Source organism: Sphingobacterium bambusae (assembly GCF_033955345.1).
Taxonomy (GTDB): domain Bacteria; phylum Bacteroidota; class Bacteroidia; order Sphingobacteriales; family Sphingobacteriaceae; genus Sphingobacterium; species Sphingobacterium bambusae.
In genome coordinates this window covers 2764082-2789582 of record NZ_CP138332.1, presented here as the reverse complement: position 1 = coordinate 2789582, position 25501 = coordinate 2764082, and the positions used below count along the sequence as shown (strand labels likewise).

Below are 25501 nucleotides of genomic sequence, written 5' to 3'. Positions count from 1 at the left end.
ACAAAAGGTTCATATGAATTGAATTACTAAAATTTTAAAATATGAATTTTATTTTATATTTTTCGTAAATCCAGTATAAACTTACAAAATATTATGTTACGTATCTACGAAAATGAACAATTAGCTTTGGTACGGGAAAGTGCCAAACAATTTGCACGCGATTTTATTAAACCCCACGTCATGGATTGGGATGAACGGCAACATTTTCCTGTTGAGCTGTTTAAGAAACTAGGAGAATACGGCTTTATGGGGGCTATCGTGCCAGAACAATATAATGGTGCAGGGCTCGGCTACCAAGAATACATCACTATTTTGGATGAGATTTCCCAAGTCTGCGGGTCTATTGGTTTGTCTGTAGCGGCGCATAACTCCTTATGTACCAATCATATTTTGTCATTTGCGAACGAAGCACAAAAACAGAAATATCTGCCCAAATTGGCTACTGCAGAATGGATTGGTGCTTGGGGGCTGACGGAGACGGGATCCGGATCTGACGCTGGTGGTTTATCCACGACGGCTGTAAAAGAGGGCGAATACTACATTATTAATGGTTCCAAAACTTTCATTACCCATGCCATCAGTGGTGATGTGGCCGTCGTAATGGTGCGGACAGGCGCCAAAGGGGATAAGAAAGGCGTAACGGCTTTTATCATAGAGAAAGGTACACCGGGGTTTTCAGCAGGAAAGAAGCTCGATAAACTAGGGATGCGTGCCTCGGAAACAGCGAGTTTATTTTTTGATAACTGTAAGGTACACCAAGATCAGGTTATTGGCGAGGAAGGGGATGGATTTGTGCAGGCCTTAAAATTGTTGGATGGCGGACGTATTTCTATCGCTGCGCTATCCTTGGGTATTGCTCGTGGTGCCTATCTTTCGGCTTTACGCTATGCCAACGAACGCGAACAGTTCAATCAAAAGATCTATGATTTTCAGGCGGTAGGCTTTAGCATTGCTGATCTAGCAACAAAAATAGAAGCGTCGGAACTGTTGGTGCGCCAAGCGGGACAGCTGAAAGATGAGGGTAAGAAAGTCACTAAGGAAAGTGCTATGGCCAAATTGTACGCTTCTGAAGTAGCGGTGGAAGTGGCCAACGAAAGTGTGCAGATACATGGCGGATATGGCTTCACAAAAGATTATCCGGCAGAGAAATATTTCCGCGATGCCAAATTATGTACCATTGGCGAAGGCACTAGTGCCATTCAAAAAATGGTTATATCCAGAGAGATTAGAAAAGATGCATAAACAGACCTTAATTTCCTTGGTAGATTGTCCGCGGGATGCCATACAGGGAATAAAAAAGATTATTCCAACCGCGGATAAGATAAGCTATATAAATGGCCTGCTGCAAAGTGGCCTATTTGACTATATTGATTTTGGAAGTTTTGTATCGCCCAAAGCGGTGCCACAATTGGCAGATACGGGCTTGGTGCTCGAAGGATTGGAAAGCAAAGGGGCTAGTAAGTTGATCGCCATTATAGCCAACGAAAGGGGAGCGGAACTTGGACGTGCATATAGGCAGATAGATTATCTTGGTTATCCTTTTTCAGTATCGGATACTTTTCAGCAGCGGAATACCAATCGCAGCAGTGTGGAAGCGTTTTCGGCTATTCAAACATCTCAGGCTATATTATCCGATGAAACCTCGCCTGAATTGATGGTATATATGTCCATGGCATTTGGTAATCCTTATGGAGACCATTGGCATCCGGAGATGGTGGGCGAGTGGATGGATAAGCTAGTGACTATTGGTGTCCGAAAGTTTTCTATTGCCGACACGACGTCCGCGGCTACGCCGGATGCTATTGAAAAGCTATGCTCCGTGTTGTATGATAGTTTCCCAAAAGTAGAAATGAGCGTTCATCTGCATAGTAGACCGGAAACGGCCCTAGCTAAGGTAGAGGCGGCGTTTACAGCCGGATGTCGTATATTTGAAGGAGCTGTAATGGGCTATGGTGGATGTCCATTTGCACAGGATGAGCTTGTCGGAAATATATCGAGTGAATTGCTTTTGAAAAGGTTTCGGCCGCAGGCGGAAGGAAGCATCGATCAGCTAACAGAGAATTTTAGAAAATTGATCAGCCATGCAGTATAATTTTATTCGGGTAGAAAACGAAGGCTTTACGTGTAATCTTACCTTAGCGCGTGCCGAAAAGAGAAATGCGTTTACACCGACGATGGTAAATGAGATTGCACATGCCTTGGCTATCGCGCATGCAGACCCTGCTATAAAGCTGCTAATATTGCGCGCCGAAGGCCCTGTCTTTTGCGCAGGTATGGATCTTAAAACCTTTCGCGATCCGCTATTGGATATAACTAATCCGCATATAGAAAATAGTGATCTCTCGCTGGGCGAGGTTATGGAACGTTTTCATAAACCTAGCATAGCGGTTGTTGAAGGAGACGTCATAGCTGGAGCTTTCCTCCTTATATTAGGATGTACTTATGTACTGTCTGCAGCTTCAGTACGCTTTAGATTGCCGGAAATAGAACTGGGAATATTTCCTTTTCAGGTGATGGCTAGCTTAATGAAAGTGATGCCCGAAAAGAAGATGCTGCAAATGTGTTTGGATAGCAGTTATTTTGATGTGAACAAAGCTTTGGGCTTGAGAATTGTAGATGAAATTTTGGAGAAAGGTACCTTGGAGAGATATAAGCTATTATTCGCCGATAAGCCAACCGATGCTTTAAAGGCGGGGATTGCCGCCTGCAGGGCATTGCCGACTATAGCGGCAGCAGATAGATTTTCTTTCCTAAAAAAATGCCTTGAACAACTACGTGATGAAAAAAACTAGTTTAGATCAGCTCGTTTTTCTATCCAAAAATTATTGTAGCCCAAACCAACTTGGATTTCCAGTAATCGCTGTTGAAGCATTTCCAACATGGCCAAAAAATTATAGACAAACTGCACTTTGTTTTCAGAGTGCCGGCGCATCTGTTGGAAATCAAGTTTATTATTGATGTCTATAAGCTCGGCGAGGGCACGCTTTTGCTGCTCAATGGTGTATGGGTATTTCACGACGGTATGGGTAACCTCCTGAATGCGATGCTTGTAGCTAAACATTAGTTTTTCGTACACAACCATAAGCTTATAGAGATCAAAAGAATCCAGCTGTTCGTCGGTATTATCTTTCTTTCTCGCTATTTTATTGTCGCTAAGAATATTGCCTCGACTGTGTACACGGCCACGCTTTTCTTCTAGTAGGCGCATATCTTCACATATTTCCTTGAACTGCTTGTATAGAATAAGTTTCTGCGTAAGTTCTTTCTTGAGGTCTATTTCGTTTTCGGCATCGTCCAGCTCCGGACGCGGCAACAGCATCTTGGCCTTAATACGCATTAAGGTAGAAGCTACGAAGATAAACTCACTTGCTAGCTCGATATTGAGGGACTGCATCTTCTGGATAAAGTCCAAAAAGTCATCCGTTATCTTGGAAATAGGAATATCATGGATATTCAATTCATCCCGTTCGATAAAAAACAATAGAAGGTCAAAAGGCCCTTCAAATTGCTCCAATTTTATTTCGTAAGCTTCCGTCTGCATATTTTGACCAAAAATAAGTATTTGATAGCGAATATGTCGGCATAATTTTTGAATTAGCGACGCCAAGCTAAACTTTTATTTGGATTTATTGTTCTGTAGTTTAGCGAATAAGTTGTTAATTTGTAACTTATTTATAGACAAGAGAAGATATGCAAGTAGAGGCAGGTCCACTGTTACAGCAAATAAACTATCCCGACGATCTACGGAAGTTAAAACCCGCAGAACTGGAGAAGGTTTGCGATGAATTAAGGCAGTTTATCATTGATATCGTGTCGGTAAATGGTGGGCATTTTGCGGCCAGTTTAGGGGTGGTCGAATTGACTGTTGCCCTACATTATGCACTCAATACGCCTTATGATCAGATTATTTTCGATGTGGGTCACCAAGCGTACGGCCATAAAATCCTGACCGGAAGACGTGAAGTATTTCATACCAACCGTGTTTTTGGTGGCTTATCTGGATTTCCTAAACGCGGAGAAAGCGACTACGATACCTTTGGTGTAGGCCACTCTTCTACGTCTATTTCTGCAGCATTGGGCATGGCCGTCGCTTCAGAATATAAAGGCGAAACCGATAGGCAGCATGTTGCCATTATCGGGGATGGTGCCTTGACCGGTGGTATGGCTTTCGAAGCGCTGAACCATGCCGGTATCGAGAAATCCAACCTTTTGGTTATATTGAATGATAACTGCATGTCCATTGATCCCAATGTAGGGGCAATGAAAGAATATTTGACTAGCATAACGACATCAAAAAGTTACAACAAATTTCGGGACGACCTCATTGCAGTGTTGGCCAAAATATCCAAGAACGGGCCTGATGCTTATGGATGGGCCAAAAAATTGGAACAAAGTATCAAGGGAACCTTGTTGAAAAATGCCAACCTGTTCGAGTCCTTGAATTTTAGGTATTTCGGTCCGGTAGATGGACATGATGTTGTGAAGCTCGCGAAGACGATAGAAGATCTAAAACATATTCCTGGCCCCAAGCTGTTGCATGCAGTAACCGTTAAAGGAAAAGGCTATGCGCTTGCCGAGAAAGATCAAACAAAATGGCATGCTCCAGGTTTGTTCGACAAGATAACAGGAGAGATTAAGAAAAGTGTAGTTGATAAACCTCAGCCACCAAAATACCAAGATGTTTTTGGACATACCTTGGTGGAACTTGCAGAAAGCAATACCAAGATTATGGGTATCACGCCGGCAATGCCCTCAGGTTCTTCCATGAATATCATGATGAAGGCGATGCCCAATAGAGCTTTTGACGTAGGTATTGCTGAACAGCACGCCGTTACATTTAGTGCAGGCCTCGCTACACAGGGAATGGTTCCGTTTTGTAATATCTATTCCTCTTTTATGCAACGCGCATATGATCAAGTGATCCACGATGTAGCTTTACAGAAGCTGAATGTGGTGCTCTGCTTGGACCGAGCAGGCCTTGTGGGTGCCGATGGGCCTACGCATCATGGAGCATACGATATAGCTTTCATGCGCTGTGTGCCTAACATGATCGTTTCTGCACCGATGAATGAGGAGGAATTGCGTAATCTGATGTATACTGCACAGTTGCCTGATAAAGGCCCTTTTGTAATACGGTATCCGCGTGGTAATGGGGTCATGTCCGATTGGAAACGTCCTTTTACGGAAATTGCGATCGGAAAGGGAAGGAAAATACACGATGGTGAGGAATTAGCGATACTCAGCTTTGGTGCGATTGGAAATGAAGTGGCTAAAGCTACACAGTTGCTTAATCAGGATGGTATATACCCAGCGCATTACGACCTTCGTTTTGCTAAACCGTTAGATGAGGAGCTCTTGCATGAAGTATTTAGTAAATACAGCAAAATAATTACGGTAGAGGATGGCGCGTTAATGGGCGGAATTGGATCGGCCGTATTGGAATTTATGGCTGACCATTGTTACAATGCGCAGGTTGTGCGTTTAGGAATAGCTGATGAAGTCGTTGAGCATGGTGAACAAGCAGAGCTTTGGAAATTGTGTGGATATGATGCTGTTTCTATCGTTACGGCCTCCAAGAGACTTGCGCCGTCTATCAAGACGGATGCAATGGTTTCCTAAACCACTGATAATAAAAATTTAAAAGGGAAAATTTAACAAATCTTCCCTTTTTTTTCGCGTTAAAAACCTGTATATTTAAAAACGAAGAGTAGTCAATAGTTTTCCACACAGGTTTGCGCTATTGTATATTTTAGCTTAAAAAATTGAAGGTTTCCCGACCGCGCGACGTTGGTGTTGAAAACTACTAAAAGGACGAATCTTTAGTAAAAAAATACCTCTAAAATAGACTTAAGTTGCTGATTTGTTGTGTGTTTACTATTTTTTAACATTTTAGTTTTTTAGCTCAAATTTTTTTGTCATCTTCGTCTTAAGTGAAAGTTTTAAACAATTTTTTTGTCAAATATTGGTTTTCAAGTTATTAACAATTTAAGAATGGAAAAAACGTGTACAAGTGTCTGGAATAGCTGTCTTCAAATCATAAAAGACAATATTCCTGCGCAAAGTTTCAAGACCTGGTTCGAGCCCGTGAAAGCGGTGGGTCTTAATGGAAACGTTTTAACTATTCAAGTGCCTTCTGTATTTTTCTACGAATGGTTGGAGGAACATTATGTCGGTATTCTACGCAAAACAATTAAAAAGTTTTTGGGTGAACAAGGACGTTTGGAGTACAACATCATCGTAGACAAATCATCTGCTAATACACCGTACACCACCAACATTCCGTCTAACGGCAATGGTGCGGAAGGTAAAAAGCAATCTATTCCTGTTCCTGTAGCTTTGAACAAGAATATCAAAAATCCTTTTGTTATTCCTGGATTGAAGAAATTACAGGTCGATCCGCAGCTTAATCATCATTACACCTTCGATAATTTTATTGAAGGGGAGTGTAACCGTTTGGCGCGTTCGGCAGGTTTTGCAGTAGCAAACAAACCTGGTGGAACGTCATTCAATCCTTTGATGATCTATGGCGATGTGGGATTGGGTAAAACTCACTTAGCGCAAGCTATCGGTAATGAAATCAAAAGAAATTTACCGGATAGGCTCGTGATTTATGTTTCTTGTGAGAAGTTTTGTCAGCAGTTCGTGGATTCCCTAAAGAATAACACGATCAACGATTTCGTAAACTTCTACCAAGCGATGGATGTTATTATTATGGACGATGTGCACAATTTTGCGGGTAAAGAGAAAACGCAAGACATCTTTTTCCACATCTTTAATCACCTACATCAATCGGGGAAACAAATCATCCTTACCTCGGATAAGGCCCCTAAAGACCTTTCCGGATTGGAGGAACGCTTATTGAGTCGTTTCAAATGGGGATTGTCGGCAGACATCCAGATCCCTGATTTGGAAACCAGAATGGCCATTTTGAAGAAAAAAATGTATTCCGATGGTATCGAACTGCCAGAAAATGTCATGGAATATGTTGCCACGCAAATTGACAACAGTGTACGCGAGCTCGAAGGCGCAATGGTTTCACTTTTAGCGCAGTCTACCTTAAATAGAAAGGAAATCGATTTAAATCTGGCTAAATCTATGTTGAAAAACTTTGTGAAGAACACACACAAAGAGATTTCCATGGAATATATCCAAAAATTGGTTTGCGAGTATTTTGAGGTACCTGTAGAAATGGTGAAATCTAAAGTGCGTAAGCGAGAAATCGTGCAAGCACGTCAAATTTCCATGTATCTGGCGAAGAACCACACCAAGTCTTCGTTGAAATCTATTGGAAGCTTCTTTGGTGGCCGCGATCATTCCACCGTGATCTATGCCTGCCAAACAGTAGAAGATTTGATAGAGACCGACAAGAAATTTAAAACTTATGTACAAGATATACAGAAGAAGCTAAAAACTTCCTAAAGGTATTTTGTGTAATTTTTGAATGTGAAAATGCGAAGCTTTAAATAGCTTCGCATTTTCTGTTTACCTATATTCCTGTTACTAAGAATTGCTGTCTAATGATCTATTGACAAGCAATAGTACAATTAAATCCTTCGGAAGTCTTCTTATTAAGGCTGTACGGGTTGCGCTGGAGTTTGCACCGGCGTTGGTACCGTTTCCTTTGGTCGTTCGGAAACAAGCTTCTCAAAGACAGGTTTTTGTTCATCTGATAGCTTTTCAGCTACCTGTGCATCCGTAGTTGCTTGGATTTTGTTTAATGATTCTGCTAATACTTCTGGCGATAACGTGGCATCCTCCTTAACGGCGGCCTTCGCTTTTGCTCCTTCCCAAACAATCTGCAAGACGCTCGTTTGCTGATCTTCCGTTAGGGTCAATTTTTCGGTGAGTACAGCAACTTCCTGTTTAGCGGCTTCTTCCGGGTTGCTTTGTGCAAAAGTCAATGTAATAGCAAATAATAAACTGATACCTGTTAAAATGATTTTTTTCATGACATTATAATTTTATTGTTCAACCATTAAGAATAATTCCTTTTGTTATAATAACAGAAATATAACAGCATTTATTGCATCAATTGTATCAGGCCTGTTACAGTTTAACATTCGTTAACTATATGCTCGAATTTGACCTAACTCGATGAGCTTAGATCGTTGCTGTATAAAAAAAGTGCCGGAAATTTATCCGGCACTTTCAAGTTGTTGGCTATAATAGCATCGTGTTACTGATTTTGTCGAGGTCGTCTTTGCGACCATTGCTGTTGCAGCTCATCATATTTTTTCGCTTGCTCTGCATTCAGGAAATTTTTGATTTTTCCACTGTATTTTTCTCGAGAAGCTTGCATCGCGCTGCGAGCTTTCTCACGATCATCACCTGCATTGCTGAAAATTATCTTTTCCTCCTGTGCCTGTTGAAGTACCTGTTTGTAAATGGAATCTTGTTGGCTCTTTTCCAGTTGCAGTTGCTCAGTCAGCCTTGTTACGGTATTTTTTGCCCGCTCTGCGGGATCCATATTTTGCATGTTACCACGACCTTGTCGTTCTTGCGCATAGCCACTGATGCCAATAAGGAGCATGCAGCCGACTAAAAATCTTTTTAAATACATCATCTTATCTACAAATTTGTTTTGATAAAAATAATGTAATGTATGTTAACTTGTTTGTTTAGAACTGTTTATTTAGGGTAATTTAACGTCCATTAAGGTTTATTTACATTTCTCATTTTCCAAAAGCATCACGAACCATTTTTTCGAATAGGGCAGCCTCATCGAAAAGTATCTTTGGATATATTGGCGTAAAATAGATAGGATACTGGGCTAAAAAATCAACGGAGAGACGTTGGATATCTTTTTCGGTTGTGATGATAATCTTTTGACCAATGGACGGTATATTATTGAATTTCTCTGCGATGCGTTGTTGGTCTTGCGCAGTGAATTGATGGTGATCACTGTACCTAATTTGCTGTATGGACTTCACCTTGGTTGACAAGTATTCATATAGAGGCTGTGGATTTGCAATACCAGTCACGAGCAATACCGCGGTTTCTTCCAAGAACTCTTCTGGAAAATAAACGCCATCGCTGTTTGTTAAACGATCGTAAGCTATTTTAGCGAAAAATATTTCTGCTTGGCTAAAGGCACGAAGCTTTGCTGTCAGTTCAAATTTTACGGAGGCATTCAAATCTGCGGGACATTTGTTGATCACGATGATATTTGCTCGTTTACTTTCCCCTATGCCGTCCCTGAAATTTCCAGTAGGTAATGGAAGGCGCGGTGCTAGCAACGATCTGTAATCGAATAATAGTATAGCAAAACTAGGTGTTAGCGCCCGGTGCTGATATGCATCGTCGAGGAGTACGCCTTCAACGTGAGGTAATATATGTTGTATGCCCTTCACGCGATCTTCGCATACAACAACGCTTGTTTCTGGAAATTTTCGCTTAATCTGTAAAGGCTCATCACCACTTTGGCTGGCGTCGTCTCCCACGGATACCTCGCGAAAACCTTTGGTTTTACGTCCGTATCCACGGCTTAAAACGGTGATAGCCCTTGCTGGCGATAAGATACGCAAAACATATTCGGTCATCGGGCTTTTTCCGGTTCCGCCGACCGATAGATTCCCAATAACAACTACGGGTATATTAAAGGAGGTACTTTTTAGTAGACGAAGATCGTACAGTCGGTTTCTTACCCAAATGATACAAGCATATAGAAAAGATAAAGGAAGGAGCAACCAACGGATAAAATTGATCATGGCTTTTTGACAATCGTTAAACCGACATCAGTCATATCACGAAGAGGGTTTTCGCGCATATTTTGCTCAATGGAGAAGCTATACACACCGGAATCGGGAAATTGGTAGTTTTCTTTCACCAACAACTTATTGGCATAGCGGCTGCCCGCACTGCTACCCGTCCATCGCCCATCCAGTTCGGCGAGCTTTATTTCATATCGATGTACGGTATCTTTTACTGCGGGGCCTTTTTCGTGCAATAAGAAAAAAAGATTGGCATATCGATATGCATTGGTATGGCGAACGTTCACCCAAATATCGTATCGAATGCTTGGATCCGTTACATGAACATCAAATTTTGGTACATCGCTATAGCTCCAGCTGTGGTTGGCAATACTTTCATTATGTTCGTAGTAAGCGCGATCGCCGCAAGCGTAAACAAAAAAAAGAGCGCCTAAAAGCAAAATAAGTGCCGAGATATTTTTCATGCTATAAGTCTAAATCAAAAAATCGGTCATTTTTTAGCGAAATCAGCCTGTTTTTAAAAAGGTAACCAACCGACGTAAAAATACGTCATGGCGAGAAAGTATGACGAAGCAATCTCCATTGATTGCTTTCTTGCGGAGATTTCTCCAGAGGTTGTTGTCATTCCTTTTGCTCGCCATGGCGAAATGTAATCACTATTTTAAACAGACTAGTTTTCTATATTAAGATTCGCCTCCCGCACTTTTGTTATTTTCCGGACCTTTGTTCCTATTCCTGTTTTTATTACGGTTGAACTTCTTCTTTGGTTTATTTGCCGCCGATGTGTCGTCCTTCTGTTGCTCATTTCTCGGTGAAGGAGCCGGTCGCGTCTCTTTGGTAACGGTTTTTTTTGCTTCCGGACGTCTTTGTTCCGGACCCTTGTTTTCTGTACCGGGCTCTCTTTTTCCTTTTGGTTTTTTACGCTTTTTACGTTTGTTCTTGTCGTCAAGACGTGTCAGCGAATCTTGGCCAACGACATTTTCATAATCGTAAGAGATAGGTTTTTGAACCTCTTCAGTAACGAAATTTACGGTAATATCCTGCGTTTTGCGGCCTTCTCTGTTCAGTTCTGCATACTCTTTGACTTTGCACACATCCAAAGGAATCCAGTTTTCTGCACCAGGATAAGCATACCACATCACCTTTTTAAAGATATCCGTCTTTTGGAGATAGGCGATACCCACCTCTGTGTCCAATCGTTCTACATTGGTCGGTATATCGCGCAAGGCATCCATATAGCTGTCTAGTTCGTAGTTTAGACAACATTTCAACTTACCACATTGTCCGGCAAGTTTCAGCGTATTGAGCGATAGATTTTGATAGCGCGCCGCCGAAGTGGATACCGTCTTAAAGTCGGTTAGCCAAGTGGAGCAGCACAGCTCGCGTCCACAAGAACCTATACCACCCAATCGACTGGCTTCTTGGCGCATGCCTATCTGCCGCATCTCAATTCGGATACGGAAAGCTTCCGCCATGCGTTTTATCAGTTCTCTGAAGTCTACGCGTCCTTCTGCAGTATAGTAAAAGGTAGCTTTGGTTTTATCTCCCTGATAATCCACATCGGAGATCTTCATCGACAGACCCAGCTCTAAGGCTAGGTTACGCGCTCGGTGCATCGTCTCCCATTCCAAGTCCTTCGCTGCATTGTACTTCTGTACATCTGCCTCGTTGGCCTTTCGGTAGATCTTCTTGAGCACGGCATCCGCCTTTACGTTGCTCTTTTTCAATTGCAAGCGCACCAATTCACCGGTCAAGGACACATGGCCAATATCAAAACCTCCAGTGGAAGGCTCTACAGCGACCATCTCGCCCATTTCCAAATAAAGGTTATCGGTATTGATATAAAAATCCTTACGCGATCCTTTAAATCTTACTTCTACAATATTAAATGGTTTATAATTTGATGGCAAATCCATATCGGAGAGCCAATCGTAAACGTCTAATTTATTACATCCGCTAGTCATGCAAGAGCCATTATTCTGGCATCCCGCAGGGGTTTTTCCAGTAGTAGCTGTACTACCACACCCACCTCCGGATGAGCAACTGCCACATCCCATATTTTCTTTTTTTATATATATTGAGTCCCTTGTGGGAACGTTTGATATTTAAATATTAAAACTAATTGCAAAGATAAATCTAAAAATAATATTTTAGGATTTGCATTGCGTTCTACTTTATAATGCGTTTTCTCCAAAAAGTCAATAGCCGTTTCGAGCTGATCCCCCCGAAAATTCACACTAAACTTCTGAACAAAGTCCAGCTCTTGCCCCTGTAAAAGCACCATTTGTTGTAATTCTTGCTGCACGAGAATAATCTGTCGCAGCATATTAATGGCATAAAGTAAGAAATTTTTCTGATTTTCACGCCCTAACTTTGGAAAGTCCTCTTCGCAAAATCGGATGATATGTAGACCCGCATCGGTGACAATAAATCGCAACCACTGTATCAACAGTTCAAAATAGGGGTTGGCCTCTTCCTCCAGCAAATTAAGTGCAGCCTGTATATTCCCGTCAGCAATAAAGGCTATCTCATTGGCCCGCTGTGCATCCACATGTTTTTGTGTAATCAGGTAATCCTTTACCTTGTCATGGCCTAGCTTAAATACTTTGACCAGCTGCGTGCGCGAAATAATGGTATTTAATATGCGGTCCTGATTTTCGGCAACCAATAAAAAGAGTGTTTTTGCCGGAGGTTCCTCGATGAGCTTGAGCAAAGCATTGCCCTGCACGTCCAAAAATTCGGGCAGCCACATAATGAGCACCTTGTATTCCGCTTCGAAGGCTTTTAGGCTAAGCTTTTTGATGATGTCGTGTGCTTCCGCAATATTGATATTGGCCTGTTTGTTTTCCGCATCTAGGTTGTGTCGCCAAAAATCAATCCCCATGTATGGATTAGAAAGAAAGGCTTTTCGCCATTCATCCAAGTAGCTCACCGCGACCTCTTCTTTTCCCTTGGCAAAGAACGGGTAGGAAAAATGTAGATCGGGATGAATCAGCTTTTGATACTTGTTGCAGGAACTGCAGACTCCACAGCTGTCATCATCCTGTTTATTTTCGCAGTTTATATATTGGGCGTATGCTACGGCAAGAGCCAAGCTTCCAGAGCCCTCAGGGCCTAAAAAAAGCTGCGCATGACTCACCCGGTTGTCTTTCACCGTTTGTAGCAAATGCGTCTTTACCTCTTCATGGCCTATGATATCTTTGAACTGCATATTTTGATTGCACAAATGTACTAATTAATTAATTTCTGATGGGAATTAAGACACATTGTGTTTATAAAATGTAGATTCTTTTCTGTAATATTGCATATAAAAATCTATAAAATTCAGGAAATGAGATTTATTGTATCCACTTCAATTTTATTAAAACAATTACAGGCAATTAGCGGGGCTTCAAGCAGTAGTACAGTCCTTCCCATCCTTGAAAATTTCTTGTTCGAAATCAAAGATAACTTGTTGACGATTTCAGCAACAGATCTACAGACAAGTATGGTGACATCGCTGCAGATCGAGGCGAAAGAAGAGGGACGTGTGGCTATGCCGTCTAAAATCTTGATCGAAACACTAAAAACTCTTCCTGATCAACCCGTTGCTTTTTCGGTGGATACCAACACATTGGCCATTGAGATCAGTGCCGGCGACGGTAAATACAAATTGAGTGGCGAGAATGCAGACGATTTTCCCAAAATTCCCGTGGTGGACAATGTTTCTACGGTTACTTTGGGTGCGTCGATACTTTCTGAAGCCATCAATAAGACCATCTTTGCAGTAAGTAACGACGAACTTCGTCCGGCGATGTCAGGTGTATTGGTACAGTTGGCAGAGCAAGGTATCACCTTTGTATCTACCGATGCACATAAATTGGTGCGCTACCGTCGTACCGATGTAAGTTCCGAGAAGCCTACATCGTTAATCCTTCCAAAAAAGGCGCTGACTTTATTAAAGTCTTCGTTGCCTTCCGATGAAACCATTGTATCGATTGAATATAATAATACGAATGCCTTTTTCCAGTTTGCAAATATTCATTTGATCTGTCGTTTGATTGATGAGCGTTACCCAGATTATGAGGCCGTTATCCCACAGGTAAACCCGAATAAGTTAACGGTAGATCGCCTGTTGTTCTTGAACACCCTTCGTCGGGTGGTTATTTTTGCCAATAAGACCACACATCAGGTTCGCTTGAAGATTTCTGGTAGCGAATTGCATATATCGGCGGAAGACTTGGATTTCTCCAACGAGGCCCACGAACGTTTGAGCTGTCAGTTTGAAGGGCAGGATATGGAAATTGGTTTCAATGCCAAATTTTTGGTGGAGATGTTGAACAATTTGAGTTCAAGTGAGGTGGTGATCGAGATGAGCACACCAAATCGAGCAGGTTTGTTAATCCCAGCAATCAAGGAAGATAATGAGGATATTTTGATGCTCGTTATGCCGGTCATGTTGAACAATATCTAAACCCCCTATTGTGGAAGTTATTTATGCGGTCATTGATTTCATCTTGCATATAGATGATCATTTGGCAACCCTTATCGCGGAGTATAATTATTGGATTTACCTGATCCTTTTTCTGATTATCTTCGTGGAAACCGGATTGGTCATCATGCCCTTTTTGCCGGGCGATTCACTACTGTTTGCTACCGGAATGTTTGCCGCGCAAGGAATGTTGGATATATCCACGAGTATTGCCTTGATGCTAGTTGCAGCCGTATTGGGCGATGCATGCAATTATCTGATTGGGAAGTATGCGGGAGATAAATTCGTTAAGCTTCGTCTGTTCGGAAAGCAACTGGTTAAACCGGAATATATCGTGAAGACCCATGGCTTCTATGCTAAACATGGTCCGCAAACCATCATTATCGCACGCTTTGTGCCTATAGTACGCACTTTCGCTCCTTTTGTGGCCGGTGTTGGGAAAATGAAATATGGGATCTTCCTAACCTATAATCTCGTTGGTGGGATACTATGGGTTGTGGGCATCACCCTAGCAGGGTACTTCCTAGGTAATATACCGTGGATACGCGATAATTTTGAGAAGGTGGTTATCGGCATCATTTTGGTATCCGTACTACCGATCATATTCGGGCTCATTAAAGAAAAAATGAGTGCTAAAAAGGAAGCTATTTAAGTAGCTTCCTTTTTTTATAAATTAATTTTCCGCTGATTCTCCGCATCTTATCTCTTGGTGCCTATTCTTGAAGAATAATCTTTGCACTGTAGACGTTAAACAATCAAGCTATTTCTTAGTCTACATCGTAAAGAACGATTCACATGCGTATTTGCTCAATATTACTTTTTCTATTACTTAACACGGCGTTGTATGGACAGCGTAATAAGGTGTCCGTTGATAAAGCTGCGGCCAAAGAAGCTTATACTTACTTGCTTGATTTTCGGGATAACCCCAGGGCGATGATGCGCGCTTTGGGTATCCGATTTGATGTCGCGAAGGTTTCGAAAGTAAAGCTCCGTTGGAACAATGACCTCGCTAGGGCCGCCGAACAACGCGCAAGGGATATGGCTGAGCGAAATTACTTTGACCATAATAATCCCGAAGGGATAGGCCCTAACCATTTTATCGTGCAGGCGGGCTATTCGTTGAGCAGCGACTGGCTGAAAAAACGGACGGCTAATAATTTCGAATCCATAGCTGCCAATCATCCCACAGCAGTGGATGGCATCAAAGCCTTTATTATTGGCAAGGGGTCGCCGGGCTTTATGCATCGTAAGCACGTACTTGGTATGGACGAGTGGAATGGATCGCTTCAGGATATAGGTATAGGCTTTGTACGTGTGCCTCATGGCGCAGCTTATAAAACCTATATGAGTGTTATTATTGCCAAACACGACTGGTAGGGCGAAAGAAAACTATAAAGCTTAATTTCATATTTACTTTTCATACCTTTGCATATGATAAAATCTATGACAGGGTATGGTATTGGTTCCCAAGAAAATGGGAAAGTTAAATATACCGTCGAATTAAAATCCCTGAATTCGAAATTTCTAGAGCTAAACCTTCGTTTGCCAAAGGTTGTTTCCGATAAAGAATTTGCCTTGCGTTCCGAGTCTAGCAAGTTGATCGAGCGTGGCAAGGTGAATATTATGGTGACGGTAGAGTATGCCGACCAAACAGCCAAAGCCTCTTCCATTAATGCAACGTTATTGACTAAATATTATAAGCAGCTGCAAGAAATAGCCTTTCAGGTGGGCGAGAAAGACGCATCATTATTCGAAATGGCCTTGAATATGCCCGAGGTCGTCACGTCAAACGAAGATGTCGTGGATGAAGAAGAAGGCAAGGTGCTTATGGATGCCTATTACGCAGCCATAGAACGGTTCAATAGATTTAGGCAAGATGAAGGACAGATCCTAAAGGATGATCTAGAGTCGCGCGTACAGATGATCCTTTCTTATCTGAAGCAAGTGGAGGGAACAGAGGGTTCTCGCATCCCACTGATACGCGAGCGCATCAGCCATTACTTGGATGAGGCTGTAGGAAAGGAGAATGTAGATATGAATCGCTTTGAGCAGGAGCTGATTTTCTATATCGACAAGTTGGACATCACGGAAGAGAAAGTTCGTCTGCGCAGCCATTGCAATTATTTTATCGATGCCTTGAATGCGTCGGATTCTAACGGAAAGAAGCTTGGCTTTATCTCTCAAGAGATGGGTCGCGAAATTAATACGTTAGGCTCGAAAGCAAATGATGCCGGCATTCAGCAAATTGTGGTGCGCATGAAGGAGGAACTGGAAAAAATAAAAGAACAACTGCTTAACGTATTATAAAAATGAGCGGCAAACTAATCATATTTTCTGCGCCATCCGGTGCAGGAAAAACAACGATCGTTAAACGACTTTTGGAGAAACATGGCGATAAGATTGTCTTTTCGATATCGGCAAGCACACGCGCCCCACGCGGAGCGGAAGTTGATGGGAAAGACTATTATTTTATAAGCAAGGAAGATTTTTTACATAAGATTGCGAAACACGAATTTATTGAGTTCGAAGAAGTTTATGCAGGAACGTTCTATGGTACGTTACGCAAGGAAGTGGAACGTATTTGGGCAGAAGGTAAATCAGTGATATTTGATATTGACGTGGTGGGCGGTTTGCGTTTGAAGTCTAAGTTTCCGGAAAAAGCCTTGGCAATTTTTGTTAATCCGCCATCGCTGGATGTACTGAAAGCGCGTTTAACGGGTCGCGGCACCGATTCGGAAGAGAAGCTACAGGAGCGCTTTGCAAAGGCAGAAACCGAGCTTAGCTACGCCGATAAGTTTGATGTGGTATTGAACAACTTCGATTTGGATACTGCATGTGATGAAGCGGAACAACTGGTAACGGATTTCCTTAACAAATAGATATCTTATGGCGAAGGTAGGCTTGTTTTTCGGCTCTTTTAATCCCATTCATGTGGGCCACCTGATCATCGCTAAATATATGTGCAATTTTACGGAGCTCGACGAAGTTTGGTTCGTTGTATCTCCGCAGAATCCGTTTAAGGAAAAGAAGAGTTTGGGCAATATGTACGATAGGCTGGAGATGGTCAACTTGGCTTTAGAAGGCGAGGATAAGTTGCGTGCTTCAGATATTGAATTTAACCTTCCGCAGCCTTCGTACACCGTGGACACCCTTATCCATCTGCGTGAGAAGTATCCTAACAAGGAATTTATGCTGATTATGGGAGAGGACAACCTGCAGGGTTTTTCTAAATGGAAGAATGCCGATGTGATCTTGCGGGATTATAAATTAATTGTGTACCCACGGCCGGGCTATGATGCAGGAAAATATAAAAATCATCCTTCGGTTATCATGACCGAAACACCAATGATGGAGTTGTCATCTACCTTTCTGCGAAAATGTATTAAAGACAAAAAGGATATCCGATACTATACCGTCGATAAGGTACGCGAGTTTATCGATAAGAAGGGCTTGTACGTATAACAAAAAATGGGATGCCAAAAGCATACCATTTTTTGTTTTTATCTCCCCATCCATCCGCCATCGACGGTAAGGATGGTGCCATGTACATAATCGGAGGCATCGGAAGCCAAGAAGACGGCTGGGCCTTTAAAATCTTCGGGCTGTCCCCAACGCGCTGCGGGGATACGGGACAAGATGGACGCTGAGCGTTCAGGGTCATCACGTAAAGCTTCCGTATTGTCGGTTGCTATGTAGCCAGGAGCGATCGCATTGACGTTGACGCCTTTACTAGCCCATTCGTTGGCGAAAGCCTTCGTTAGCGAACCAATAGCTCCTTTGGATGCAGCATAGCCCGGAACATTAATACCACCTTGGAACGTTAATAAGGATGCTGTGAACACGATTTTTCCCGTTCCACGTGAAAGCATCTCTTTTCCTATTTCGCGTGTCAATATAAACTGTGCATTTTGGTTGATCTCAATAACCTCATCCCACATCTCGTCGGGGTGCTCTGCAGCAGGTTTACGTAAGATGTTTCCCGCATTGTTGAAAAGAATATCGATAACCGGATGATCTTTCTTCACCTGTTCGATGAAAGCATAAAGTGATTTCCTGTCCGAGAAATTGCATTGGTAAGGGTAGAAGTTTCTGCCCAGGGCTTTTATGGAGTCTGCTACCTTAGAATGCTCGAGTTCCAGCGATGCGGAAACGCCGATGATATCTGCACCCGCTTCAGCCAAGGCCTCTGCTAAAGCCTTTCCAATACCTCTTTTGCAGCCCGTAACCAGCGCTACTTTCCCCGTGAGGTCAAATTTATGTAGTATAGACATGTTGTATGTAAAGCTAAAATATAATTAACGTAAGTCGGTGATCGCACATTTATCCATATCGTCATAGTCTAGGTTTTCGCCCGCCATGCCCCAAATAAAGGTGTAGTTACTGGTGCCTGCGCCCGAGTGGATCGACCAAGGTGGTGATATAACCGCTTGCTCATTCTGCATCCAGATGTGGCGTGTCTCGTCAATTGGACCCATGAAATGGGAAACAGCTTGCGCCTCCGGCACTTCAAAGTAAAAGTATACCTCCATGCGTCGGTCGTGGGTGTGCGAAGGCATGGTGTTCCATACCGAACCGGGTTTAAGTTCAGTCATCCCCATCTGTAATTGGCAGGTATCTACCACTTTGTTCAATAGCATTTGGTTGATGGTACGGTGGTTTGCGGTTTCCAATGAGCCTAGTTCAATTTTATTGGCTTCGGCTTTGGTAACACGCTTGGTAGGGTAACTGTGGTGTGCAGGCGTAGAGTTTAGGTAAAATTTAGCTGGATTTGATGAATCGTTGCTACTAAAGAACACTTCCTTTGCTCCTTTACCTATATACAAAGCTTCTTTGTGGTTTATGTCATAAGAAGTGCCATCTACCTCAACTTTTCCATCGCCACCCACGTTAATGATACCCAATTCTCGTCGCGACAAAAAATAAGGTTCTTTCAACAGCTCATCGATTGTTTCCAGTTGTAGACGACCCAGAACCGGCATTGCGCCCCCCGCCATGTAGCGGTCATAATGTGTATAAACAAAGTGTATCTTATCTGCTGAAAACACTTTTTCGATAAGAAAATTCTCGCGAAGGCCTTTGGTATCCAGTGATTTGGTTTCGTTGGGGCCAATAGCGTAACGACTTTCGAAAATGGTATGACTCATAATATGTATTTAATAAACAAAGATTGATAATCTTCCTAAGATAGCGCTTAATGTTGGTTTGCACTAGGGCATTCTTCGGAAACGTTGCCATTTATCCATAGGATGTAACTCTTTTATGGAATAGCCAATTCATGGCGCTTTTTTCATAAATTCGCATTATGACAAAGAGGAAACCGACAATTTTGGTCGTTAACGACGATGGCATAACCGCGCCCGGTATCAAAGTTCTATTAGAGGAAATGCAAAAAATAGGTCAGGTAGTGGTGGTTGCCCCCGATAGTCCGCAATCGGGAATGGGGCACGCAATCACTATTGGAAAACCGCTGCGTTTGGATAAAATCGATCTTTATGAAGGTGTAGAGATGTATAAATGTTCGGGAACGCCAGTAGACTGTGTCAAATTGGCCGTTAACAAGATCTTTAAGGGCAAGAAGCCCGACCTCTGTGTGTCCGGAATAAACCATGGACTCAACTATTCCATTAACGTGTTGTATTCAGGAACGATGTCGGCAGCGGTAGAAGGCGCTATTGAGGGTATTCCATCCATTGGTTTTTCATTGGACGATTTCTCGCACCACGCTGACTTTTCACACTGTAGACCCTACCTGCGCGCCATTGCTGAGCAGGTGCTGGAAAACGGCCTGCAAAAGGCGACTTTGCTTAACGTTAATTTTCCGCATGTTAGCCAAGAAATTAAGGGAATTAAGATATGTAGACAAGCCACCGCGAAATGGTTCGAGGAGTTTGATGAACGATTGGATCCTTACCAACGTGAATATTTTTGGATGACCGGAAAATTCCAGTTGCTCGATAAGGGCGAAGATACGGACGTGTATGCGCTAAGCAAAGGTTATGTATCGGTTGTGCCTACTCAATTTGATATGACGGCGCACCACGCCATAACGGAACTGAATTCTTGGACTTTTAGCGTAGATGATGCGAAATAGCGTAGTTACAGGGGTCGGTATCGGTGCTGTTGCGCCGCTGATTGCCTTTTTCTTGACACATCATACCGCGCTGATTGCACAGTATTTCCCAAACAAGCCTATTGTGTTTTATGTGCTTGCAGCAGGCATAAACATGATCTTGGTACGTGTGTTTTTCCGGAAAGAGCAACCGCAGGATCAAGTGGCAAAAGGCATTATATTAACGACGTTTATCGGACTATTGCTGCTGCTTTATTTTTTTAAGATGAATTTGTAATCTACTAGAGGCGAGTATGCGATGATATGTCTATATATACCTGTCAACATCGCCGATTAGTAGAAGAATATGGAAACAAGAAAATGAATATGAAATTGACATTGGGCTTTTCTCCTTGCCCAAACGACACGTTTATCTTTGATGCATTGATCCACCATAAGATTGATACCGAAGGTTTGGAATTCGACGTGCAATATCAAGATGTGGAAACCTTAAACCAACAAGCATTTAGCGGCACACTAGACATCACGAAACTAAGCTATCATGCCTTTGCCTATGCGGCAAAAGATTATGAGCTATTGGATGCGGGTAGTGCGCTAGGATTTGGGGTGGGACCATTGCTGATTGCCAAAGATGAGAAGCTTGCTGCACGTTTGCAGGCAATTCTTGACGGCAAAGCAGAGCTTTCCACAGAGGATTCCAAGTTAAGGGTTGGTATTCCCGGAAAATATACTACCGCCAATTTTTTATTGGGCTTGGCTCTGCCGGCTCTGCAGGATAAGATTGCACTAGTCTTTTCGGACATCGAGCAGGCCTTGTTGGAGGAACGGATAGATCTAGGGCTTATCATTCACGAAAATAGGTTCACCTATCAGGATAAAGGTCTGCATAAGGTGGTGGATCTGGGCGATTACTGGGAGCGTACCACGGGCAGTCCCATTCCCTTGGGGGGAATTGTTATCAAACGTAGTTTAGACCCACAGCTGAAGCTTCGTGTAAATGAGTTGATTAGGAAGAGTGTACAGTATGCCTTTGCGCACCCAAAATCAAGTGTCGACTACGTTCGTTCACACGCGCAAGAAATGGAAGAGGAGGTGATGTATAAACATATTGAATTGTACGTCAATCGATATTCGGAGAATTTGGGTGATGAGGGGCGTCGTGCCATTCAGCAGATGTTTGACAAAGCGTTGGATTTGAGTATAATACCTTCTTCGACCCAATCTCTGTTTTTAACGAACTAATAACTGCCGGGCTGTCTTTTTCGATAACTATAAGTCCGGAGATAAATAGAAATCGCGGGAATGGAAAAGCGAGGCATAACAATAGGATTACGAAACAAAAAAATAACTTGTAATTCTGTTAGTTATCACATGTAATAAGTAAATTTGCCCGATTAGTGCCAAAATGTCTGCAAAAAAGGATTGGAGCCATTATTGCACAGCGGTAAACTGAGATAAAAAAAATAGTATGTTGAAATTTTTAAGTAAATTATTTGGCAGTAAGTCGGAGCGAGATATTAAATCCATACAACCTATTGTTGAGAAGATAAAAGAAGAGTACGAAAAGTTGGCGTCGCTGTCAAACGATGAACTTCGTGGCAAAACATTGGCCTTCAAAAATAGAATCAAAGAATATTTATCGGAAATAGATGAAGAAATCTCGTCATTGAAAGCAGAAGCGGATCGTGACGAGGTGGATATGGGTAAAAAGACAGAGCTTTACGAAAAGGTTGATAAGCTATCTAAAGACCGCGACAAGAAATTGGAAGAGGTTTTATTGGAGATATTGCCCGAAGGATTTGCCGTTGTTAAAGAAACAGCACGTCGTCTTTCTGAAAATAAAGAAATCGAAGTTACCGCGACCGACTTTGACCGTGAAATTGCTAGCCGTAAGCCCAATGTTACTATTCATGGTGATAAAGCCGTTTGGAAGAATTCTTGGTTGGCGGCAGGCACCGAAGTTACTTGGAATATGGTGCACTATGATGTACAGTTGATCGGTGGTATCGTATTACACCAAGGTAAAATTTCGGAAATGTCTACGGGAGAGGGTAAAACCTTGGTAGGTACATTGCCTACTTATCTCAATGCGCTTTCTGGTCAAGGGGTACATATCGTGACGGTGAATGACTACCTAGCTCGTCGTGACTCTGAGTGGAACGGACCTTTGTTCGAATTTCACGGATTGAGCGTCGATTGTATCGACAAGCATCAGCCGAACTCGCCGCAACGTAGAAAAGCATATCTTTCTGACATCGTTTACGGAACGAACAACGAGTTTGGTTTTGACTACTTGCGCGACAATATGACACAAACTCCAGACGCCATGGTGCAGCGCAAATTGCATTTTGCCATGATTGATGAGGTCGACTCTGTTTTGATTGACGATGCACGTACGCCACTTATTATCTCCGGACCAATTCCGCGTGGTGACCAACATGAGTTCTATCAGCTTAAACCACGTATCGAACGTTTGGTTAACGCACAAAAGGCATATATCAATACGGTGTTCAATGATGCCAAAAAATCTATTGCTGCTGGTAACAGCGAAGTAGAAGGCGGAGGTATGTCCCTATTGCGTGCATACCGCGGGTTACCAAAAAATAAAGCGTTGATTAAGTTCCTTTCTGAGAGCAACCACCGGCAGTTGTTGCAGAAAGTAGAGGCATACTATATGCAAGAGCAAAATCGTAACATGCCTAAGGTGGATGCGGAATTGTTCTTCGTGATCGATGAGAAAAATAATCAGGTGGAGTTAACCGAGAAAGGAATCGAATTGATTACTGCCTCAGGTGAAGATCCATCATTCTTCATTTTACCTGATGTAGGTTCTGAGATTGCCGATATCGAAAAATCGGATCTTCCATTAGAGGAAAAAGCACAGCAGAAGGAAGAATTGTTACGCGATTACTCTATTAAATCAGAGCGTATCCACTCCATCAACCAGTTGCTGAAAGCATACACGCTATTCGAAATCGACGATCAGTATATCGTTGATGAAGGAAAAGTCAAGATCGTTGATGAGCAAACCGGCCGTATAATGGAGGGCCGTCGTTACTCGGATGGCTTGCACCAAGCAATTGAGGCCAAAGAGAACGTGAAAGTGGAGGATGCTACACAAACCTATGCAACCATTACCCTGCAGAACTACTTCCGGATGTACCATAAGCTTTCCGGGATGACCGGTACGGCATCTACGGAAGCGGGCGAGCTTTGGGAAATATACAAGCTTGATGTGGTAGAAATTCCAACGAACCGTTCGATCCAACGTGACGACCGTCAGGATTTTATATACCGCACAGCACGAGAAAAATACAATGCCGTAGCGCAGGAGATACAACGATTGACCGAAGAGGGTAGACCAGTATTGGTCGGTACGACGTCCGTCGAAATTTCCGAATTGTTGAGTCGGATGTTGAAGCTGCGTGGTATCAAGCACAACGTGCTGAATGCGAAGCTTCACCAAAAAGAGGCTGATATCGTTGCGGAGGCTGGTCGTCCGGGACAGGTTACCATCGCCACCAACATGGCTGGTCGTGGTACGGATATTAAGTTGACTGCTGACGTAATCAACGCCGGCGGTTTGGCGATCATCGGTACCGAGCGTCACGAATCACGTCGTGTAGACCGTCAGTTACGTGGTCGTGCAGGTCGTCAGGGAGACCCAGGTTCATCACAGTTCTTCGTTTCATTGGAGGACAACTTGATGCGTCTATTTGCTTCGGAGCGTATTTCCAACATCATGGTTAAAATGGGTGTGGAAGAAGGCGAGGTGATGCAGCACAGCATGCTGACTAAATCGATTGAAAGAGCGCAACGTAAAGTAGAGGAAAACAACTTCGGTATCCGTAAACGCTTGTTAGAGTATGATGACGTCATGAACTCACAGCGTACGGTAATCTACACGAAGCGTAAAAACGCCCTTTTCGGCGAACGCTTGGACGTAGATTTGAACAACACCATCTTTGATGTGGTGGAAGACGTGGTGATTGAGGCTAAAGAGGGCGGAAGCTACGAGGATTTCCAAATTGAGGTTATTCGCTTATTTGCCATCAACCCCGAGGTATCTGCCGAGGAGTTCGCACAAACGAATGCCGTTAATTTAACGGATAAATTATTCCAGCAGATCATTGAGCAGTACCACCAAAAGGCTCTGCATATTGCCGAGCAAACTTTGCCGGTATTAACGAATGTATTGGCCGAGCGCGGAGCGATGATTGAGAATGTGGTTGTGCCATTTAGCGATGGTATTCGTGGCATACAAGTTGCGACTAATCTGCATAAAGCGGTAGAATCTCAAGGTAAAGAGGTTTTCAAATCTTTTGAAAAAGGTATCGTACTCGCATTGATCGACGAAGCTTGGAAAGAACATTTGCGCGAGATGGACGACTTGAAGCAATCTGTACAGAATGCCGTCTACGAGCAGAAAGATCCGATCATCATCTACAAAATGGAAGCCTATAACCTGTTCAAGAGCATGTTGGCATCCATGAATAAAGAAATTGTAAGCTTCCTGTTCAAAGGAGAGATCCCGGGTCAACAGCAGCAACCTCAGCATATTCAGGCAGCACGTCCTGTTCCTGCACAGCCCGCACAGGTGAAGGCGACGAAGGCAGAATTGGCGTCTCCAACAGGTGTTTCTGAAGAAGATCAAGACACGCGTGAGCAACAAATCACGCAGCCCATTCGCAAAGAGCAAACAGTAGGTCGTAATGACGAGTGTCCTTGTGGATCTGGCTTGAAATACAAAAACTGTCACGGAAAAAACAGTTAATAAAATTTAGAATAAAGATGTTATACAAAGGATTGATACTAGGTTTTGTGTTTATCGGACTATCTCAGGTAGGGAAAGCCCAAACCGGCGTTGTCGAAGTGCAAAAAGATTCGCTCATCGGCCTTCTGCAAGAGTTCCGAGCAGAACATGGTATCAATCCTACTACTGCACGCATGGTAAGCCTTGGCTCTAAGGTGGTGGATAAAAAGAACGCTAAACGCGTTAAGGTGAGAGGATTTCGGGTGCAGATCTTTTCAGGTTCAAGCAGAAACGAGGCCTATGCGGTGCAGTCTCGCTTCCAGAATGCGTATAAAGACATTGGAAGCTACGTAAACTACGACGAACCGAACTACCGCGTTAAGGTCGGCGATTTCCGTAGTCGTGCAGATGCAACCAATTTCATGCGCGTGTTACGCTCGCAGTACAGCAACGTATTTGTGTTTACAGAAGATATTTGGGCTTACGAATAATAGAAA

25 protein-coding genes are annotated in these 25501 nt (G+C 42.9%); 16 read left to right on the top strand and 9 right to left on the bottom strand.

Annotated elements, in window-relative coordinates; genetic code table 11:
• Window positions 1-93: 93 nt before the first annotated feature.
• From SCB77_RS11655 to SCB77_RS11645, 3 genes are read left to right on the top strand one after another with little or no spacing between them, the layout of a single operon-like run.
• Complete coding sequence (locus tag SCB77_RS11655; protein WP_320182181.1) at window positions 94-1242, top strand: acyl-CoA dehydrogenase family protein; 1149 nt, start codon at window positions 94-96, stop codon at window positions 1240-1242.
• A complete protein-coding gene (locus SCB77_RS11650) occupies window positions 1235-2092 on the top strand; it encodes a beta/alpha barrel domain-containing protein (RefSeq protein WP_320182180.1) in 858 nt (285 codons plus the stop codon). Before SCB77_RS11655 ends, SCB77_RS11650 begins: the two co-directional genes overlap by 8 nt.
• Entirely contained in the window at window positions 2082-2792 is a 711-nt protein-coding gene (locus SCB77_RS11645; RefSeq protein ID WP_320182179.1) for an enoyl-CoA hydratase/isomerase family protein, read from the top strand. Before SCB77_RS11650 ends, SCB77_RS11645 begins: the two co-directional genes overlap by 11 nt.
• Here the strand turns inward: SCB77_RS11645 and SCB77_RS11640 are convergent.
• On the bottom strand, window positions 2789-3541 hold the full coding sequence (locus SCB77_RS11640) for a segregation and condensation protein A (protein ID WP_320182178.1): 753 nt from the start codon (window positions 3539-3541) through the stop codon (window positions 2789-2791). The two genes, SCB77_RS11645 and SCB77_RS11640, sit on opposite strands and share 4 nt — an antisense overlap.
• Before the next feature lie 149 nt (window positions 3542-3690).
• Between SCB77_RS11640 and dxs the strand changes: the two genes are divergently transcribed.
• Together dxs and dnaA are read left to right on the top strand one after the other, a co-directional pair.
• Complete coding sequence (gene dxs / locus SCB77_RS11635) at window positions 3691-5619, top strand: 1-deoxy-D-xylulose-5-phosphate synthase (RefSeq protein WP_320182177.1); 1929 nt, start codon at window positions 3691-3693, stop codon at window positions 5617-5619.
• Between the two features lie 372 nt (window positions 5620-5991).
• On the top strand, window positions 5992-7419 hold the full coding sequence (gene dnaA / locus SCB77_RS11630) for a chromosomal replication initiator protein DnaA (RefSeq protein WP_320182176.1): 1428 nt from the start codon (window positions 5992-5994) through the stop codon (window positions 7417-7419).
• Window positions 7420-7568: 149 nt separating this feature from the next.
• On the opposite strand, the gene SCB77_RS11625 is transcribed toward dnaA, so the two are convergent.
• The 6 genes from SCB77_RS11625 to SCB77_RS11600 all read right to left on the bottom strand — a co-directional run bounded on the left by SCB77_RS11625 (window position 7569) and on the right by SCB77_RS11600 (window position 12921).
• Complete coding sequence (locus tag SCB77_RS11625; RefSeq protein ID WP_320182175.1) at window positions 7569-7949, bottom strand: hypothetical protein; 381 nt, start codon at window positions 7947-7949, stop codon at window positions 7569-7571.
• Window positions 7950-8176: 227 nt separating this feature from the next.
• Entirely contained in the window at window positions 8177-8563 is a 387-nt protein-coding gene (locus SCB77_RS11620; RefSeq protein ID WP_320182174.1) for a hypothetical protein, read from the bottom strand.
• A gap of 109 nt (window positions 8564-8672) precedes the next feature.
• Window positions 8673-9707, bottom strand: a complete 1035-nt coding sequence (lpxK, locus tag SCB77_RS11615; RefSeq protein ID WP_320186602.1) for a tetraacyldisaccharide 4'-kinase — start codon at window positions 9705-9707, stop codon at window positions 8673-8675.
• The gene (locus SCB77_RS11610) at window positions 9704-10174 is read right to left on the bottom strand and encodes a gliding motility lipoprotein GldH (protein WP_320186601.1); all 471 of its coding nucleotides are present in this window, start codon (window positions 10172-10174) and stop codon (window positions 9704-9706) included. The genes lpxK and SCB77_RS11610 overlap by 4 nt, the downstream gene beginning before the upstream one ends.
• Window positions 10175-10393: 219 nt before the next feature.
• On the bottom strand, window positions 10394-11674 hold the full coding sequence (locus SCB77_RS11605) for a PSP1 domain-containing protein (protein WP_320186600.1): 1281 nt from the start codon (window positions 11672-11674) through the stop codon (window positions 10394-10396).
• Between the two features lie 104 nt (window positions 11675-11778).
• Complete coding sequence (locus SCB77_RS11600) at window positions 11779-12921, bottom strand: DNA polymerase III subunit (protein ID WP_320186599.1); 1143 nt, start codon at window positions 12919-12921, stop codon at window positions 11779-11781.
• Window positions 12922-13041: 120 nt separating this feature from the next.
• On the opposite strand from SCB77_RS11600, the gene dnaN reads away from it, so the two are divergent.
• The 6 genes from dnaN to nadD all read left to right on the top strand — a co-directional run bounded on the left by dnaN (window position 13042) and on the right by nadD (window position 17643).
• Window positions 13042-14163, top strand: a complete 1122-nt coding sequence (gene dnaN / locus SCB77_RS11595) for a DNA polymerase III subunit beta (RefSeq protein ID WP_320186598.1) — start codon at window positions 13042-13044, stop codon at window positions 14161-14163.
• 10 nt (window positions 14164-14173) lie between these two features.
• Complete coding sequence (locus tag SCB77_RS11590) at window positions 14174-14833, top strand: DedA family protein (protein ID WP_320186597.1); 660 nt, start codon at window positions 14174-14176, stop codon at window positions 14831-14833.
• Window positions 14834-14976: 143 nt separating this feature from the next.
• Window positions 14977-15558 (top strand): CAP domain-containing protein, encoded by a 582-nt coding sequence (locus SCB77_RS11585; protein WP_320186596.1) that lies wholly within the window; start codon window positions 14977-14979, stop codon window positions 15556-15558.
• 54 nt (window positions 15559-15612) lie between these two features.
• Window positions 15613-16488, top strand: coding sequence for a YicC/YloC family endoribonuclease (locus SCB77_RS11580; RefSeq protein WP_320186595.1), 876 nt, complete (start codon window positions 15613-15615; stop codon window positions 16486-16488).
• Between the two features lie 2 nt (window positions 16489-16490).
• Window positions 16491-17060, top strand: a complete 570-nt coding sequence (gene gmk, locus SCB77_RS11575) for a guanylate kinase (RefSeq protein ID WP_320186594.1) — start codon at window positions 16491-16493, stop codon at window positions 17058-17060.
• Between the two features lie 7 nt (window positions 17061-17067).
• Window positions 17068-17643 carry a nicotinate (nicotinamide) nucleotide adenylyltransferase gene (gene nadD / locus SCB77_RS11570; protein WP_320186593.1) on the top strand — a complete coding sequence of 192 codons (576 nt, stop codon included), beginning with the start codon at window positions 17068-17070 and terminating at the stop codon, window positions 17641-17643.
• 38 nt (window positions 17644-17681) lie between these two features.
• Here nadD and SCB77_RS11565 read toward each other — a convergent pair whose 3' ends face one another.
• Together SCB77_RS11565 and kduI are read right to left on the bottom strand one after the other, a co-directional pair.
• Entirely contained in the window at window positions 17682-18446 is a 765-nt protein-coding gene (locus SCB77_RS11565) for an SDR family oxidoreductase (protein WP_320186618.1), read from the bottom strand.
• 30 nt (window positions 18447-18476) lie between these two features.
• On the bottom strand, window positions 18477-19325 hold the full coding sequence (gene kduI / locus SCB77_RS11560; RefSeq protein ID WP_320186592.1) for a 5-dehydro-4-deoxy-D-glucuronate isomerase: 849 nt from the start codon (window positions 19323-19325) through the stop codon (window positions 18477-18479).
• A gap of 158 nt (window positions 19326-19483) precedes the next feature.
• On the opposite strand from kduI, the gene surE reads away from it, so the two are divergent.
• From surE to SCB77_RS11535, 5 genes are all read left to right on the top strand, one after another.
• Window positions 19484-20272, top strand: coding sequence for a 5'/3'-nucleotidase SurE (gene surE, locus SCB77_RS11555; RefSeq protein ID WP_320186591.1), 789 nt, complete (start codon window positions 19484-19486; stop codon window positions 20270-20272).
• Window positions 20259-20528, top strand: coding sequence for a hypothetical protein (locus SCB77_RS11550; protein WP_320186590.1), 270 nt, complete (start codon window positions 20259-20261; stop codon window positions 20526-20528). Before surE ends, SCB77_RS11550 begins: the two co-directional genes overlap by 14 nt.
• 89 nt (window positions 20529-20617) lie before the next feature.
• Window positions 20618-21493: a 1,4-dihydroxy-6-naphthoate synthase gene (locus SCB77_RS11545; RefSeq protein WP_320186589.1), complete on the top strand. Its 876-nt coding sequence runs from the start codon at window positions 20618-20620 to the stop codon at window positions 21491-21493.
• Window positions 21494-21719: 226 nt separating this feature from the next.
• Window positions 21720-25025, top strand: coding sequence for a preprotein translocase subunit SecA (gene secA / locus SCB77_RS11540; RefSeq protein WP_320186588.1), 3306 nt, complete (start codon window positions 21720-21722; stop codon window positions 25023-25025).
• 17 nt (window positions 25026-25042) lie between these two features.
• Window positions 25043-25495 (top strand): SPOR domain-containing protein, encoded by a 453-nt coding sequence (locus tag SCB77_RS11535; protein ID WP_320186587.1) that lies wholly within the window; start codon window positions 25043-25045, stop codon window positions 25493-25495.
• Window positions 25496-25501 lie beyond the last annotated feature (6 nt).